11 protein-coding genes are annotated in these 16,166 nt (G+C 47.7%); 8 read left to right on the plus strand and 3 right to left on the minus strand.

Annotated features, from left to right (window positions below; genetic code table 11):
• Positions 1-98: 98 nt before the first annotated feature.
• The 4 genes from OU814_RS21075 (at position 99) to OU814_RS21090 (ending at position 4,518) form a co-directional block, all read left to right on the plus strand.
• Positions 99-1,238: a glycosyltransferase gene (locus OU814_RS21075; protein WP_268241990.1), complete on the plus strand. Its 1,140-nt coding sequence runs from the start codon at positions 99-101 to the stop codon at positions 1,236-1,238.
• 99 nt (positions 1,239-1,337) lie between these two features.
• The gene (locus tag OU814_RS21080) at positions 1,338-2,060 is read left to right on the plus strand and encodes a sugar transferase (RefSeq protein ID WP_017287221.1); all 723 of its coding nucleotides are present in this window, start codon (positions 1,338-1,340) and stop codon (positions 2,058-2,060) included.
• 414 nt (positions 2,061-2,474) lie between these two features.
• Complete coding sequence (gmd, locus tag OU814_RS21085) at positions 2,475-3,551, plus strand: GDP-mannose 4,6-dehydratase (RefSeq protein WP_017287223.1); 1,077 nt, start codon at positions 2,475-2,477, stop codon at positions 3,549-3,551.
• Between the two features lie 16 nt (positions 3,552-3,567).
• Positions 3,568-4,518: a GDP-L-fucose synthase family protein gene (locus OU814_RS21090; RefSeq protein WP_017287224.1), complete on the plus strand. Its 951-nt coding sequence runs from the start codon at positions 3,568-3,570 to the stop codon at positions 4,516-4,518.
• Positions 4,519-4,579: 61 nt separating this feature from the next.
• Here OU814_RS21090 and OU814_RS21095 read toward each other — a convergent pair whose 3' ends face one another.
• From OU814_RS21095 to petH, 3 genes are all read right to left on the minus strand, one after another.
• Positions 4,580-5,992: a thioredoxin-like domain-containing protein gene (locus OU814_RS21095; RefSeq protein ID WP_268241991.1), complete on the minus strand. Its 1,413-nt coding sequence runs from the start codon at positions 5,990-5,992 to the stop codon at positions 4,580-4,582.
• Between the two features lie 9 nt (positions 5,993-6,001).
• Positions 6,002-8,599: a hypothetical protein gene (locus OU814_RS21100; protein WP_268241992.1), complete on the minus strand. Its 2,598-nt coding sequence runs from the start codon at positions 8,597-8,599 to the stop codon at positions 6,002-6,004.
• Between the two features lie 192 nt (positions 8,600-8,791).
• A complete protein-coding gene (petH, locus tag OU814_RS21105) occupies positions 8,792-10,033 on the minus strand; it encodes a ferredoxin--NADP reductase (protein ID WP_268241993.1) in 1,242 nt (413 codons plus the stop codon).
• A gap of 36 nt (positions 10,034-10,069) precedes the next feature.
• Here petH and OU814_RS21110 point away from each other — a divergent pair, with 36 nt between their 5' ends.
• The 4 genes from OU814_RS21110 to OU814_RS21125 all read left to right on the plus strand — a co-directional run bounded on the left by OU814_RS21110 (position 10,070) and on the right by OU814_RS21125 (position 15,880).
• Positions 10,070-10,213, plus strand: a complete 144-nt coding sequence (locus OU814_RS21110; protein WP_268241994.1) for a hypothetical protein — start codon at positions 10,070-10,072, stop codon at positions 10,211-10,213.
• Positions 10,214-10,515: 302 nt separating this feature from the next.
• Positions 10,516-11,526, plus strand: a complete 1,011-nt coding sequence (locus OU814_RS21115; RefSeq protein ID WP_017287228.1) for a phosphoribulokinase — start codon at positions 10,516-10,518, stop codon at positions 11,524-11,526.
• A 381-nt stretch (positions 11,527-11,907) separates the two neighbouring features.
• Positions 11,908-12,645 carry a hypothetical protein gene (locus OU814_RS21120; RefSeq protein WP_268241995.1) on the plus strand — a complete coding sequence of 246 codons (738 nt, stop codon included), beginning with the start codon at positions 11,908-11,910 and terminating at the stop codon, positions 12,643-12,645.
• 118 nt (positions 12,646-12,763) lie between these two features.
• On the plus strand, positions 12,764-15,880 hold the full coding sequence (locus OU814_RS21125) for a valine--tRNA ligase (RefSeq protein ID WP_268241996.1): 3,117 nt from the start codon (positions 12,764-12,766) through the stop codon (positions 15,878-15,880).
• Positions 15,881-16,166 lie beyond the last annotated feature (286 nt).

Consider the following 16,166-nt stretch of genomic DNA (forward strand, 5'->3'; position numbering starts at 1 on the left):
CAAGCCCATCACCTTGATCTACTCTACAACGCAATCTCAGACAGTCTGCACTCATAAATAACGATAGAATCTGTGCCAGAGATGAGAAATACGCGATCGTGAATTTAAAGTACGCCCTAGTCCATGAGTGGCTGACCCCTAAAGCAACAGGCGGATCAGAACTCGTCGTTCAAGAAATTCTCAAACATATTGATGCCGATCTCTATGCCTTGATCGATTTTGAATCGGTCAATCCCAACAGCTATCTCTATCGGCGCAAAATCGGAACTACCTTTTTGCAGCATTTTCCCTTCGCCAAAAACGGGGTGCAAAAATATTTGCCGTTTTTACCGATCGCGATCGAACAACTCGATCTCCACGAATACGACGTTATTCTCTCGTCGTATCATGCTGTCGCCAAGGGCGTAATCACCTCTCCCCATCAACTGCACATTTGCTACTGTCACGCTCCCATGCGGTACGTTTGGGATATGACGTTTGAATATCTCCGCAATAGTCGGGCTGGGCATGGAATTGCGGGAATTTTCACGCGATATCTTTTGCATCAATTACGACAATGGGATGTCATCTCATCGAATCGAGTGGACTATTTCATTGCCAATTCTCACCATACCGCGCGCAGAATTTGGCGATGTTATCGACGATCTGCTGAAGTGATCTATCCGCCAGTTGAAGTTGATCGCTTCTCTTATGAACCGCAAAAACAAGATTATTACCTGACTGTTTCAAGGCTGGTTGGCTATAAAAAAATACCCCTAATTGTTCAGGCATTTAATCAACTCGATCTTCCCTTAGTTGTGATCGGTAGCGGCGCAGAATTGTCAACAATTCAGAAGATTGCAAAACCGAATATCAAAATTTTAGGATGGCAGCCCGATGACGTTGTAGAGCAATATATGAAACAAGCAAAAGCGTTTGTCTATGCTGCCTACGAAGATTTTGGAATTGCCCCGGTCGAAGCGCAAGCCTGTGGTACGCCTGTTATTGCCTATGGTGCGGGTGGAACGGCTGAAACTGTGAGAGACTTACGAGAATACCAATCTCAAGGTACAGGAATTCTGTTTCCAAATCAGACAGAAGCCGCGATCGTCGAAGCCGTTCAAGCGTTTGAACAGCATCAGGCAATCTTTCAGCCCGAAGCTTCGAGATCATTTGCCATGAACTTTCACCCGGATATTTTCAAACAACGATATCTTGATTTCATCGATCGAGCTTATCGAGAATTTCAATCTCGTTGAAAATACTCGCCGAATTGGGGAGCAAATTTAACGCGAAACGAGTCTATGGCTTTATGATCAGGACTGTGTGTGTGTGGTGTGGAAAAAGTAAGGAGTAAGATGACTGCCGATAGCCAATTTGTTCCCGGCAAGCGGATTCGGTCAATCTTCAAGCGTGGTAAGCCGATTGGTAAACCGTCAATTTTCAATACTCGGAATGCGCTTGAAACCGATTTTGCCAAACGTCTGTTTGATATCGTATTTTCGCTGTCCGTTCTGATTCTTTTCTCTCCGGTCTATTTCATCTTGGCATTGTTGATTGCTCTGAGTTCTTCAGGGCCGATCTTTTATGTCCAAGAGCGAGTTGGAAAAGATTTCAAGCGCTTCGGCTGCATCAAATTTAGAACAATGGTGAGAAACGCGGATGAAGTGCTGATGGATCTAATCAGCACCTCCCCACAAATGCGCGAAGAATTTGAAACGACGTTCAAACTGAAATCTGATCCACGCATTACCTGGATCGGCAAGTTCTTACGAATTACTAGCCTGGACGAGTTTCCCCAGTTTTGGAATGTCTTGGTCGGAGACATGAGTGTCGTCGGTCCACGCCCGCTTGTCGTCGAAGAACTCCCCAAATACGGCGCTCATATCGATAAAGTCTTAACGATTCGCCCAGGAATTACCGGCTTGTGGCAAGTGTCGGGTCGTAATGATATTCCCTACCCGCAGCGGGTTCGCATTGATGTCTATTATGCGAGCTGTCACAATTTTCTGCTCGACCTCTGGATCATTGTCAAAACGATCGGAGTCGTTGTCTTTCCGAAAAATAACGGAGCGTATTAAGCCGTTTGGCGTTCAAACTTGCGAAATTGAGTCGAGTAATCCGGATTACGTGAATCATCTCCGTAATGGTTAGCAGTTTGGCGAGTTCGCATCCTTTCCATTTTCGAGTTGGAAGCGATTGAGTTCTGATGCCATATCGATGACTCCATCAACGAATTGTGACTGGGATAAATTGTGACTGAAGCGGCTGAAACTTCTAAAATTTAGCGAATCTTATTCTAAGTCCATGGTTCTTTCACAGACAAGTTGAACCTTTTGCTGTAAGGTTGGGTGTTATTTTGGTGTTATTTGCGCTGCACTTAGGGTTAACTAGGTACAGCTTGTTTCGTGCGCCGAAAATGGCGATCGAGCGCAACAACCCAGGTTTAATTGATGTCCAGCAGTTTCTGTAATTGCAGGTGAGGAAAGTAAAGAATGACGCAACGTAAACGCGCACTGGTAACGGGTATCACGGGTCAAGATGGTTCCTATCTAAGTGAACTTTTACTCGAACAAGGGTATGAAGTCCACGGAATTATCCGAAGAACTTCGACGTTTAATACCGATCGTATCGATCACATTTACGAAGATCCTCATGTTGAAGGCGCACGCCTCTTCCTGCACTATGGGGATTTGACCGATGGTACGACGTTCCGGCGCATTCTTGAAGAAGTGAAGCCTTCGGAAGTGTATAACTTAGGGGCGCAGTCTCATGTTCGCGTCAGTTTTGATGCTCCAGAATATACGGCTGATGCAGTCGGTATGGGCGCGTTAAGAATTCTCGAAGCGGTTCGGGACTATCAGCAACGCATCGGGGAACAAGTCCGCTACTACCAAGCGGGTTCTTCAGAAATGTACGGAAAAGTTCAGCAAGTTCCGCAAACCGAAGAAACACCGTTCTATCCTCGCAGTCCTTATGCGTGTGCAAAAGTATTCGCGCACTGGCAGACCGTGAACTATCGTGAGTCGTATGACATGTTTGCTTGTAATGGCATTCTGTTCAATCACGAGTCTCCACGCCGGGGTGAAACATTTGTGACCCGCAAAATTACTCGTGCCGTAGCACAAATCGTTGCAGGTCGTCAGAAGAAGCTGTTCATGGGTAACCTCGACGCAAAACGCGACTGGGGCTATGCGAAAGATTATGTGCGGGCAATGTGGTTAATGTTGCAGCAAGAGCAGCCAGACGATTACGTTGTAGCAACGGGTGAAACGCATTCAGTGCATGAGTTTCTAGATATTGCTTTCGGTCGCGTCAACTTAGATTGGAAGGACTATGTTGAATTTGACGAACGCTACTTGCGTCCGGCGGAAGTCGATCTCTTGATTGGCGATCCAGCGAAGGCGAAGAAACAGTTGGGTTGGGAACCTTCTGTAACGTTTGAAGAGTTGGTGCATCTGATGGTGGATGCTGATCTGCAAGCTTTAGGAATCAGTACCCCTGGTAATGGGCACGCGAAGGTAGCAGATTATGCAACTGTTCGCCAGAACCTCGCTGGAGTCTCTTTCTAAGCAAGGAAATTAAGTCATGACCTCAACAACGTTTGATCTTCACAATAAGCGCATTCTGGTTACAGGTGGAGCAGGATTCTTGGGTCGCCAAGTGGTTCGTCAGTTGTGCGAATCGGGGGCTGACCCACAAAAAATTACCGTGCCGCGATCGCACGATCTCGATCTTCGCAAGATGGAAAATTGCCAACGAGCGGTTGATCAACAAGATGTCGTGGTGCATTTGGCGGCACATGTTGGGGGCATCGGGCTAAATCGCGAAAAACCTGCTGAGTTGTTTTACGACAACTTGATGATGGGAACGCAATTGATTCATGCTGCTTACGAAGCAGGGGTACAGAAGTTTGTCTGTGCAGGAACGATTTGTGCGTATCCCAAATTCACACCTGTTCCGTTCAAAGAAGATGATATCTGGAACGGTTATCCAGAAGAGACGAATGCGCCGTATGGTGTCGCGAAGAAAGCGCTTTTAGTGCAACTTCAGTCGTATCGTCAACAGTATGGATTTGATGGCATTTATCTACTGCCTGTAAATCTGTATGGGCCGGAGGACAATTTTGATCCGAGTAGTTCGCATGTCATTCCCGCGTTGATTCGGAAGGTCTATGAAGCTCAACAAGCAGGTGCGGCGACGTTACCCGTTTGGGGAGATGGCAGCCCGACGCGTGAGTTTCTCTATGTGGATGATGCAGCGCGCGGGATTACCACTGCGCTTCAGCATTACAGTGAGTGCGAGCCTGTGAATTTAGGCACGGGTTATGAGATCTCGATTCGGGATTTGATTACGTTGCTCTGCGATTTGATGGAATTTAAGGGCGAGATTGTTTGGGAAACGGATAAGCCGAATGGTCAGCCTCGTCGCTGTTTGGATACGCAGCGGGCGAAGGAGAAGTTTGGATTCTCAGCTCAGGTGAGCTTTGAGGAAGGACTGAAAAAGACGATCGATTGGTATCGCCAAAATCCTCAGTAAGTTTCTATTCACCTTGTTCATGGGGGCGCTCTTTGGAGTCCCCCTTTTTTAGTGCTGAAATTTAGTGCGGAAGGCAGACGGTTGGAGCACAGAGACTTGGAAAGTCGATCGATGAAATTTCCAAAGTTTTCAAATCAATTTTCCGAATCGCATGATGATTCGTATCTGCAATAAATAAGTGCGTTGCAGTTGCGCTAATTCCAGATGGTTCAGAAAACGATTCTGTGAAAACGGTTTGACAAAATCCATCGGAGTTTACGCGCTTGATTTTGTGATTGTAAGTATCTGCAATCCACAATTGTTCTGCAAATTCGACATCTAAACAATGTTGTAATCGAGCCGTTTCCCCGATGCTATCAACATCACCGAAGTTATACAAATCTCCACCACCGCAAACTGTTTTCACTTGAGAAGTTTCTAAATCAATTGATCGAATCGAACTTGTTTCACTGTCGGCAATCCATAATTCTTTTCCATTTGTCGTAATCCCACTCGGTTGAGCAAAAGCCGCTTCTTGAATGGCTCCATCAAAACTGGCTTCGGCTCCAGTTCCGGCAAAAGTTTGAATGACATTTCCTTTCATTTCCCAAATCTGATGTGCGCCTGCCATCGCGATAAATAAGCGATCGCCGTTCCACACCAAATCCCAAGGTGAATTCAGATCGACTTCTAAAGCTTTGCCACCATGCGGATAGATTGTGTTGCTTTGATTGCCAGTTCCAGCGATCGTCGAGACAATTCTCTTCTCTAAATCAATACAGCGAATTGCATGATTGCCAGTGTCAGCAACATAGAGAACGTTTTGGTGAATCGTCATTCCCTGTGGATTTGAGAATTGTGCCTCATCAAATGAACCGTCTTTTAAGCCTGAAAAACCTGTGCCAATAATGTCTAAGACTTCACCTTCAAAGGTTGTAACGACAATTCGATGATGTCCTGAATCGGCAATGAATAAGCGATCGCTTGCCAAAACTTTTCCCGGGAAAGCTAATGGCGAAATTGGCATTTCTTCTAACTCAAACTGGATGTCTTTTGGCTCGATTCCGTTGACTAATTCACCAATCAGTTGATCGAGTAATTCTCTTCTGCCTTCTCCAGCGATCGTTCTGACAATTCGCCCATTTGCATCAATCAAAACGAAGGTTGGATAAGCGCGAACGGCATAGGACTCCCAAACTTGAAAATCGCGATCGACTAAGACCGGATGCGTAATTTCATAGCGCAAAATGGCTTGGCGAATATTCTCGATCGAACTTTCATTCTCGAATTTTGCGGAGTGAATGCTGAGGATAGTTAAGCGATCGTGATACTTATCTTCCAAATATTTCAAATCCGGCAGGCTGTGAATGCAATTAATACAGCCATACGTCCAGAAATCTAGCAAAAGAATGCGTCCCCTAAACTCTTTGAGAGACAGAGGACGCTGAACATTCAACCAAGTGAGATTTTTCGGAAACTCCGGTGCGCGAACCATGAGCGTGTTTTATTCTGCGTTTCCTTCTGACGATAGCGCAGGTGCAGCAACACGAGGCTTCAGAGGCATACCAAGCCGCCGCTCAAGCTCAGTCTGAGGCTCAAAGTCCGAAGGTGCAGCAGGTTCTGCCTCGGTTGCGGGCGGTTCTACTTTCTCCACGACTGGCGGTTCAACAGGTTTGGGAACTGCCTGACGCAATTTTTCCAAAGGATTCAACTTGGGTTCGGGTTTGACTTCTTCAGCAGGCTTTGTTTCTAGAATTGCTGGAGGTTCGGCTGCTGGAGCAGAAACGGCATCAGGAACGGGAGTTGGACTTGGAGCAACAATGATGGGTTTCGGCTCAGGGCGTTTGAAGCGATCAAACGGATTAACTTTCGGTGTCGCTTTTACTTCTGGCTCAGTTTCAACGGGTTTCGGTGTTTCAACTGGCGTTTCTTTCACTTCTGGCGTAGGGATAACCTCAACGGGTTTTGATTCTTCAATCGGCGTTACTTCGACTGGAGCAGGTTTGGGTTCTGGACGCTTGAAGCGATCGAAGAAACTCGATTTTGGCTTCTCTTTAACCTCTGGAGCCGGAGCGACCTCAATTGCTTCAGGTTCTGCTTCAACGGTTGATGGTTCCTCAACAGGTTTCGGTTCCTCAACGGGTGCTACTTCGACTGGAGCAGGTTTGGATTCTGGGCGCTTAAAGCGATCGAAGAAACTTGATTTTGGCTTCTCTTTAACCTCTGGAGCCGGAGCGACCTCAATTGCTTCGGGTTCTGCTTCAACCGTTGGCGTTTCTTCAACGATTGGAGCCGTTTCTTCAACGGGCGCTACTTCGACCGGATTAGGTTTGATTTCTGGGCGCTTAAAGCGATCGAAGAAGTTTGATTTCGGTTTTTCTTGGACTGCCGGAGCAGGCGAAACTTCAATTACTTCAGGTTCTGCTTCAACTGTTGGTGGTTCTTCAACAGGTTTCAGTTCTTCAACGGGCGCTACTTCGACTGGAGCGGGTTTGGGTTCTGGACGCTTAAAGCGATCGAAGAAACTCGATTTTGGTTTCTCTTGAACTGCTGGAGCAGGCGCAACTTCGACAGGTTCTGGGATTGTTTCGGCGGGTGACGGCTCGATTGTTGGTACTTCCGTTGGAGCTGGAACGACTGGAATGATCGGCGGCTGAGTGCGATTAAAGAATCCACCTGGTGCAGGGGTAGCCTTCACAGGCGGAACTTCAATTGGCGTTAAAACTTCCGGCTCTTCTGCCTTCACTTCTGGTTCTGTGATGACTTCGGGTGCAGGACTCGGTTCAGGCGGAACGACTGGAGCTTCGGGGCGCTTGAATCGATTAAAGAATCCACCTTTAGGTTTCTCTGGTACTTTGGGAGCTTCAGGGGCTACTATGACTGGCTCTTCGGGTTGAGAAACTTCTGGCTCGATCACTTCCGGTTCGGAAACTTCGGGTTCTACAACAGCAGGAGTTTCAACGGCTGGTTCCGGTTTCGCAGATTCAGACCGTTTGAATCGATTAAAGAATCCACCTGCGGGTTTTTCAGCTTCTTTCGGCTTTGGAGCTTCCTCAACAGGCTTGGGTTCTTCAATTGCCTTCGGTTCTTCAACAGGCTTGGAGAATTCTGGTTCAGGAGCAGGGACAACAACAGGCGGAATTATGGATGCAGGTTCTGGAGTTGGAGCAACTTCAGGCGCTTTGGCTGCGGGTTTAAAGGTTGGATCAACGATCGACACCGCCTCTGCAAACGGAATTTCGCCACGAACCAACCTTGACAGCGGATCTTTCCCGTTCGGCTCATAGGTGAAGACGCGAGCCGTATTGTTATACACATTGGCAACAGGATTGCCTTTGTCGTCAACGTACTCCAGTTGTACCCAGTTTTTGCCTGGTTTAAAGCCTTGGAGATAGATCGGTTGCCAGCGATCGACGGTAAAACTATCGCCATTGACCGTTACTTTGACTTTCCAATCCGACACATCATCTTTATCGTCTTCCTGAGCGACCAGATGCAACGGAGCATTCGTTAAATAGAAATCTAATAAGATCGGCTCTGCGCCATAGGTCGCTTGCGGTCGGTTATAAGTTAAAAGCGGTAATTTTGGATCAGGATTATTGGTCGGTGTTTTCGTAAACACATGGAAAGTCGTCTGAGCAAATGCTCCGTCATTCTTAAAGCTTTCGTGCCAAGGACGACCCGCAAAGACTCGCAAAGTATGGGTTCCGGCTGCTAAATCCTTGAAAATGAGCGGCTGACTCGTATCGTAAACCGCTTGGTACGGCTGATCGTCAAGAAAGACGTGCAAATGCGACCCTAGCCCAAATTTCTCGTCTTTGCGCAGCGGCAAGTCTTTGACATTCAGCTTCACCGAAACGGTATTGTCTTGCAGCACCTCATTTTGACGAGGAGATACGATCGAGACTTGAGGCTGATATTGATCAGTCAGATCGTGCAACTGCTGAATTACATCAGGCGGCGACACTTCTGAAATCTTGCCTGCTAGCTTAGTTGAAGAGGCAGCAAACGCAGGGGCTGTCCCCCAATTCAACAACATTGCCAACACGAATGAGACTGAAAGAGTTTTAGCCGTCCCTCGCCAGCGCATGATCCCTAACACCAGTACTCTCCTAACATCAAATCACGCTTTCCCTTCGGCACTATAGCGGAAAATCTGGTAGATCAGAACGCGATCGTGATGAATCTCCACGGTGAGAGAAGTAGGGAGTAGGGAGTGGGGAGTGGGATCTCAACAAAAAACCGAGAAAACCTTTCAGTTTCCCCGGTTTCTTATGCTAAAAATTACAGAACTCTAGTACGTTTCAACGTGCCAGCGACCTGCTTTCTTCATCGCGCTGCGGAACTCTTTCCACTCCACGCCTTCTTTTGCAGCTTCAGCACCGAGAGCGGCATCAATGCCATCTTCCATGCCTTTCAGACCGCAAATGTAGGTATGAGTTTTCTCATCTTTCATCAGCTTGTACAACTCAGCCGCATTTTCAGCGACGCGGTCTTGAATGTACATTCTGCCGCCATCTTTATTCTGCTGCTCACGGCTGATTGCAGTCGTCAAGCGGAAGTTATTCGGATACTTGTGCGCCATCTCTTCAAGTTCGCCCTTGTAGAGAATATTTGCGCTGGTGGGAATCCCGAAGATCAACCAAGAGAAACCATTGAACTGATAGTTGGGGTTCGCTGCTCTCTCGTTATCTTTGAATTGCCGCCACAAGTATGCCCGCATCGGAGCAATCCCGGTTCCGGTTGCCATCATGATCACATTCGTATCGGTCTCTTCCGGTAAGAGCATTTCTTTTCCGGTCGGCCCTGTGATCTTCACATCTGCACCTGGTTCTAGGTTGCAGAGATAGGTCGAACAAACCCCATAAACGGTTTCGCCTGTTTCAGGGTGCTTGTATTCGAGTTGGCGCACGCAAAGCGACACGGTTTTGTCATCCACATCATCGCCGTGGCGAGTCGATGCGATCGAATACAGTCTCAGCTTCTCTGGCTTACCATTCTTGTCTAGACCAGGAGGAATGATCCCAATACTTTGACCTTCTACGTAAGTCAGATCGCCTGCTGAGATATCAAATTTGATATGACGCACGGTTCCAATTCCGCCTTCGCCCACCAATTCATCGTTAGAAATACATTTCCCGATAAACGGACTGTTTGGCTTGTAAATGTTAACTGGAACATCTGCGTGTTTTTTAGCCTTGGCTTGTGTCATCGGCTTAGATCCTGTTGAGCTGCTCGCAGTAGCATTTTCCTGCGCGATTGCAGGAGCTTTCTGTTCAACAGTAACGTTTCCATTGCCACTGCCGTTTGCATCTAAAGGCTGAATGCTAACAATCGTGCCCCCCATTCGGGAGATCCGCTGCATGAAAGAATTCATACGGCTATAAGGGACATTAAAAAAAGTGCTCCCACTTTTCCGAACCGTGGAACCTGAGGAACCGTCTGCGTCACTCTGACCCAAACCAATCACCTCATACCGAAAAACTCGGTTCCCCGATTGGGTGTTCGCAGCACCCGACGCGCTGGAATAATACATCGCTGTGTGTTTCTCCGACCTAATTTAGAATGAATTGTGCTGCAAGCTGCCCATTTACATAAATATGCATGGTTTGGGGATCGATCGCAAATTTCCCCAACCTGCCAAGACCGTATCGGACGCGACAACTTCGCTACCGTCCTTACTTTACAGAGGCTTGGAACCGTTCGATCGCTCTAAATGTAAAACTCAGATTAATCTTTTTAATTTCACAATAAAAAATAATTTCAAATTTTAAGTTCTTTTAAGCCTTGTCCGTGGGATCGCGATTTGGTAGAATCCCCTTAGCTGATAGTACTAAATACTTACGCTATGCCTTGAGCCTTTGCGGGGCTGCTTGCAGGGTGTTTTTTTGTGGCAATCGCTCTTGCCCAAAGACCCTTGTGCTGTGACTTGTGAGGGTAGAGTGCTATCGAGACAGTCCAGACTCTCCTGGCTGACCCAAAAAAACGTCGTTGACTTTTTGTTTTTAGAGGAAACTTATGACCAGTAAGCCAGACCGCGTGGTTCTGATTGGCGTTGCCGGAGACTCCGGGTGCGGTAAGTCCACGTTTCTGCGCCGAATCACAGATTTGTTTGGGGAAGATTTCGTCACCGTCATCTGCCTGGACGACTACCACAGTCTGGATCGGAAACAACGCAAGGAAACGGGCATCACTGCACTCAACCCAAAGGCAAATAATTTTGACCTGATGGCAGAGCAGATCAAAGCGCTCAAGAGTGGAGAAACCATCGATAAGCCGATTTACAACCATGAAACCGGGGAAATTGATCCACCTGAGAAGATCGAACCGAACCACATCGTTGTGATCGAAGGCTTGCATCCGCTGTATGACAAGCGCGTGCGCGACTTGATTGATTTCAGCGTCTATCTCGACATTAGCGATGAAGTCAAAATCGCTTGGAAGATTCAACGCGATATGGCTGAGCGTGGTCATAGCTACGAAGATGTGTTGGCACAAATTAACTCACGCAAACCGGACTTTGATGCGTACATTGATCCGCAGAAAGAGTTTGCAGATGTTGTGATTCAGGTGTTGCCGACCCAGTTGATCAAAGAGGACAAAGAACGGAAAGTTCTGCGTGTTCAAATGATTCAACGCGATGGCATTGAAGGCTACGACCCGGTTTATCTGTTTGATGAGGGTTCGACGATCGATTGGACTCCTTGTGGACGGAAGCTGACCTGTTCATATCCCGGCATCAGAATGCACTACGGCCCGGATGTGTACTACAAGCACGGAGTTTCGGTGCTCGAAGTGGATGGTCAATTCGACAAGCTCGAAGAAGTCATCTATATCGAACAGCATTTGAGCAAGACTTCTGCGAAGTACAACGGGGAAGTAACCGAATTGTTGTTGCAACACCGTGAGTATCCTGGCTCTAACAATGGAACAGGCTTGTTCCAAGTGTTGACGGGTCTGAAGATGCGTGCAACGTACGAGCGTCTGACCAATCAAGCTGGTGCAACAAAAGTGCCTGCAAATGTCTAGAACCATTTGAAATGATGATGATGGGGCGCGAAATGCGTCCCTTTTTTGTCAGAAATTTCGTCATAAAGGTTTTGGACGATCGCGTTCGGTCTGAATCGACTCAACTCGCGTAGCGAATCAGTTTTGGTCAAAGCATCTTGAAAAGTTCGTGCTTGAGTCTTGATCCGGATCGAAGGGAAGCTGAAACGCGGCAATGAGTTGCGATCGACTAATCGGTTTGATAAGTTCTGCTTCGGAATCTGATGCAATCTGAAGCAACGCTTTAATTTATAATGATCTCCTAAGAATCGTAATTTTCTAATTTACATACTGCGCCCTGGGTAAACTCTTCCGGTGGTTGGCACAGTGTAATTCTGTAAACAATATTGAGGTTATGGCGCGATGGCAACCAGCCGCAGAACTCAAACCAGTACTCGCAGGACCAGTAATCGACGCACTGCCGCGAAGGTCACAGAAACTCCTGAGAGTTCGGCTCCTGCTCCGGCTGAGACCCCAGAAGCGACTTCAGAATCTCCAAGTCCAGACGTTGGCGAATCGCTAGAAATTAACGAACCGCCCATCGTCAGTGAACAACCCGAAGTCAGCGAACCGACTGACCCCATTTCAGAAACCGCTTTAGACAGCGATTTTCAAGAAGCATCCACAGAATCAACTCCAAAAGAATCAATCCCGGAGGAACCTCCTATGAGTAACGCAGACGTGATCGAAGCAACAGCAACTCCCGCTGAAGGAAACGGTAGCGCGATTGAAATTCGTAGCGATGTTCCCAGTCTCTCGATTTGGAATCGTCCCGTCATGCCCAGTGATATCGAAATTGTTGGCACCATTACTTCGTCCGGTGAACGCCCGATCGAAGCAAGCCATCTTGCAGTATTCGGCACGATTTTGAATGGTCGTCCCATTCTGGCAAGCAATTTGAAAGTCGCTGAAATGCTGCCTGGCAATCGTCCAATTTTTTACAGCGATTTCCATTCTGTCTCGGCATTGACCCTAGCGGGCGATCGTCCCGTGATGGCAAGCGCATCCGGCTTGATGCACGCTGAGAAACTGCCGGGCGATCGACCGATTTTCACAAACGATGTTGACGATCCTTCGACGCTCATGGGCTTCATCGACTAGAGATTTCATTCAATCTGAATCGATGGGCGCTTCTGAAAAGGAGTGCCCATTTTTAACGCCTGCTCACGCTGAGAAGCGTTTATGATGGCTAAATGTCCCCGATTTTTTAAAACTTCTCATGATTGCCTCTCTCCCAACTCAATACAACGCAAGCACCACCGAAGCGAAATGGCAAAAGTTTTGGGAGGAAAATCAGGTCTTTAAGGCTGATCCGAGTCAACCTGGCGAACCTTATTGCGTCGTGATTCCGCCACCAAATGTCACGGGTAGCTTACATATGGGTCACGCCTTTGAGAGTTCGCTGATCGATGTGTTAATTCGATATCAGCGGATGCTCGGTAAGAATACGCTGTGGCTACCTGGAACCGATCACGCGAGTATTGCGGTTCAAACGATTCTGGAGCGGCAATTAAAAGAAGAAGGTAAGACGCGCAATGATTTAGGGCGCGAGCAGTTTTTAGAACGTGCCTGGAAATGGAAAGCCGAATCCGGCGGCACGATCGTGAATCAACTTCGACGCTTAGGGGTGTCCGTCGATTGGTCGCGCGAACGATTCACGATGGATGAAGGGCTTTCGGCTGCGGTGTTAGATGCCTTCGTGAAGCTGCACGACGAAGGCTTGATTTATCGCGGTAATTATTTAGTCAACTGGTGTCCGTCCAGTCAGTCTGCTGTGTCGGATCTCGAAGTTGAAAATAAAGAAGTAGACGGGAATCTCTGGTACTTCAAATATCCGATCGTGGATGGAGACGGTTTTTTAGTTGTGGCAACGACTCGACCGGAAACGATGTTGGGAGATACAGCCGTTGCAGTGAATCCGAATGACGATCGCTATAAACATCTGATCGGTAAAACGCTGATCTTGCCGCTGGTGTATCGCGAAATCCCAATTATCGGAGATGATCACGTTGATCCAAGTTTCGGAACAGGTTGCGTAAAAGTCACGCCTGCTCACGATCCAAACGATTTCGAGATGGGTCAGCGTCACAAATTGCCGTCAATCAATGTGATGAACAAAGACGGCACGATGAATGAGAACGCTGGAGAATTCCAGGGGCAGGATCGCTTCGTTGCTCGTAAAAATGTTGTCAAACGCTTAGAAGAAGAAGGCTGTTTAGAAAAAATTGAGCCTTATAAGCACACGGTTCCGTACAGCGATCGCGGAAAAGTCCCGGTTGAACCGTTACTGTCAACGCAGTGGTTTGTCAAAATTGAACCGCTGGCGAGTCGAGCGTTATCGTTTTTAGATGATCAGACTTCTCCGAAATTTGTGCCCGATCGCTGGACGAAAGTGTATCGCGATTGGTTGGTGAGTTTGAAAGATTGGTGTATCTCGCGGCAGTTGTGGTGGGGACATCAGATTCCAGCCTGGTATGCAGTGAGTGAAACCAATGGCGAGATCACCGACTATACGCCGTTTATTGTGGCGAGATCTCAAGCCGAAGCGCAACAGAAAGCGATCGAGCAGTTTGGCGAATCGGTTCAGATTGAGCAAGATCCGGATGTGTTGGATACTTGGTTTTCTTCTGGATTGTGGCCTTTTTCGACGTTGGGCTGGTCGGATACCGATGCCGAGGATTACAAGCGCTACTATCCCACTGCCACGCTGGTAACAGGCTTCGACATTATCTTTTTCTGGGTCGCCCGGATGACGATGATGGCAGGACATTTCACCGGACAAATGCCGTTTAAGGATGTCTACATTCACGGATTAGTCCGGGATGAGAACAATAAAAAGATGTCGAAATCTGCCAACAACGGCATCGATCCTCTAATCTTGATCGATAAATATGGCACGGATGCGCTGAGATATACCCTGATTCGAGAAGTGACGGGTGCAGGGCAAGACATTCGCATCGCATACGATCGCAAAACCGATGAATCCGAAACAGTTGAAGCCTCGCGCAATTTCACCAACAAACTTTGGAATGCGTCGCGGTTCGTCATGCTCAACTTGGACGGGAAGACTCCCGCTCAATTGGGTGCGCCGGATCAGTTGGAGTTGAGCGATCGCTGGATTTTGTCGCGATTTCATCAAGTGGCTCAAGATGTCCGAACAGCGCTCGATCGCTATGGGTTTGGAGAAGCTGCAAAGAGCCTTTATGAGTTCATTTGGGGCGATTTTTGCGACCAATATATCGAGCTTGTAAAATCGCGCCTTCAAGGAGAACCGACGGCTTCGCGTTTGGCGGCTCAGCAAACTCTGGCGTATGTGTTGGAAGGAACGCTGAAACTCTTGCATCCGTTCATGCCACACATTACCGAAGAGATTTGGCACACTCTGACTCAATCGCCTGAAACAGAATCGTTGGCGCTCCAACCTTATCCGAACCCAGACGTAAGTGCGATCGATGCCAACTTAGAGCGGCAGTTTGACCTGATTATCAACTCGATTCGCACAATTCGGAACTTGAGAGCCGGAGCGGAAATCAAGCCAGGAGCGAGAATCACGGTTGCGATGCAAACCGAAGATCCGCAAGAAAAGCAAACCCTGATTGCAGGACAGTCTTATATCAAAGACTTGGCAAGAGTTGAAACCTTGTCGATTACGAGTACGGCAGATCAGCCTGCTAGAACCGTATCTGCTCCGAAAGCGAGTGCGATCGAGAACGATGCTCCAGTTTTAGTCATGGCGCTCGACATCGTTGGCTCCTTCATTGCCAAGAATCAGAACGTCTTGTTATCGCTGTTGCTGATTGGCTCGATTATTTTCGCCCTTAAGATTGCTGCGACAGTCACCAGTGGAATTCACGAAATTCCATTGCTCGCACCATTCCTTGAAGTGGTTGGGATTATCTATACGATCTGGTTTACCAAAGCGCGACTCTGGAACAAAGACGATCGCCAAGTTTTCTTCAAGCAAGTGCAAACCTTTACTCGTGAAGTGATTGGAGAACCTGCGCCAATCGTCGCAGTTGCACCCGTTGAAGAACCGCAGATCTCGGAAGCAGCGGATAATGTCGAAACAGATGATGTTCAAACGATCGTCGGGGTCACTGGAACCGTGAAAATCTCGATCCCTCTGGCTGGACTGGTCGATTTTGAGGCGATGAAAGCCAAGATTGAGCGGGATTTGAAGAAAGTCGATGCCGAGATTCAATCTTTGAGGGGACGCTTGAGTAACCCGAAATTTGTGGATAAAGCACCGCCTGAAGTGGTGCAGGCAAATCGTGACGCATTAGCCGAAGCAGAAAAACAGGCAGAAATTCTCAAGTCGAAGCTCGATCGCCTATAAATTTATCAATTCTTAATTTTTCAACAAGAGACGCTGAAATCTAGCGTCTTTTTTTTTAATTCGATGAGGCAGGGAGAATGAGCATCGCCAGAGAAAACGGAAAAGTTATACTGTCATGTTAGGTACAGATAGTGGAAGCACCCGGGTTATAACGGAGGCAGTTCAATAACGGTACTTATCAGGTCAGTGCACCTACGGGCGATGAAACGGGGATACAGCGTAGTATGTTGTCGAATCAGCCCAGGCAGCATCTCCAGCGTCTTGTAGACACCCCTGACTTGCATCG

This window comes from Leptolyngbya sp. GGD (assembly GCF_026735145.1).
GTDB lineage: Bacteria > Cyanobacteriota > Cyanobacteriia > Leptolyngbyales > Leptolyngbyaceae > Leptolyngbya > Leptolyngbya boryana.